This window comes from Pantoea sp. NGS-ED-1003 (genome assembly GCF_000738765.1).
Classification (GTDB): Bacteria; Pseudomonadota; Gammaproteobacteria; order Enterobacterales; family Enterobacteriaceae; genus Pantoea; species Pantoea septica.
Window position 1 is genome coordinate 1 of sequence record NZ_JPQA01000049.1, and the last position, 1,016, is coordinate 1,016.

At 47.6% G+C, this 1,016-nt stretch carries 2 protein-coding genes and 1 pseudogene; all 3 read left to right on the plus strand.

The window, feature by feature from the left end; translation table 11 throughout:
• Positions 1–311: pseudogene (locus tag JS46_RS22780) on the plus strand (phage tail tape measure protein); the annotation flags it as partial.
• A gap of 13 nt (positions 312–324) precedes the next feature.
• Positions 325–819, plus strand: coding sequence for a hypothetical protein (locus JS46_RS22785; RefSeq protein ID WP_033756126.1), 495 nt, complete (start codon positions 325–327; stop codon positions 817–819).
• A 43-nt stretch (positions 820–862) separates the two neighbouring features.
• The coding region (locus JS46_RS23830; RefSeq protein WP_200879052.1) for a DNA circularization N-terminal domain-containing protein at positions 863–1,016 on the plus strand (154 nt) is incomplete at its 3' end.

The window sequence follows — 1,016 nt, forward strand, 5'->3', positions numbered from 1 at the left end:
AAAAGCTGGAAGAGATATCGGACGCGGCAACTCAGAAAGATGGCACCGAGTCATTCTGGGAGTCTCTGAAGAAGAGATGGAAAGCTGGCGGTTGGTATAACAATGAGCAGCAGGTGAAGGGTGGCAGTGTTCCGCTTAACCCACAGAGCATGAGTGGACCGTTGATGCGCAGCGATGCAGCGTCACAGAAGGGTGAAATTAAAGTCTCCTTCGAAAACGCTCCTCCCGGGATGCGCGTTGAGCCTGCTGGTAGTGCACTTCCTTGGTTCGATCTCGATGTGGGTTATAATCGGTTCTCGACTCCAAATTAAGGAAAATATCTGTATGCGCCTCTTCGTATTTCTGATGGCTTTGTTTTTTGTAAGCGGGGCAGCGGCCAGTGAGTGCTATCCCGCTTTTAATGAAAAAGATTTCATTGCTGCAATCGGAAAAAAACCTGAGAAGGTACAGGTGTTCAAAGATGGCGGAATGCTAAGGCATCAGTATTCATTCAGGAAGGAGCAGTCTCTTGAAGATGCGTTTGATGATAGTAAGAAGTCAGAGTATGAACCTCAGATTTACGTTACCGTTTATGAGCCGCCATGCGCTGAAAAAATTTCCATCTATTTCTTCGCAAACGAAGACAAGTCGATGAATGAGGTTAACGTTGCGCTGGCAGCTAAGGCGTATGAATACCTTACCGGTACCAACAGTACAATCTTCGAAAATAAACTGGAAAAGTTCAAAGGCGTGCAGCGGTTTGAGTCTTATGATGAGAAAGCTGATTCGCTCTTTGTGAAAATCGGTGACTCTTATTCGATACAGATACACCTGAAATAAACATTAACCCGCTCCGGCGGGTTTTTTACGCCCGGAGTAAGCCATGAGCTGGAAAGATAATCTGCAGGACGCCTCGCTGCGTGGCATTGCGTTTAAGGTTGACAGTGATGAGGCAACCTTTGGCCGCCGCGTTCAGGTGCATGAATACCCCAATCGTGATAAGCCGTGGGCGGAAGATTTAGGAAGGGCAACGCGGC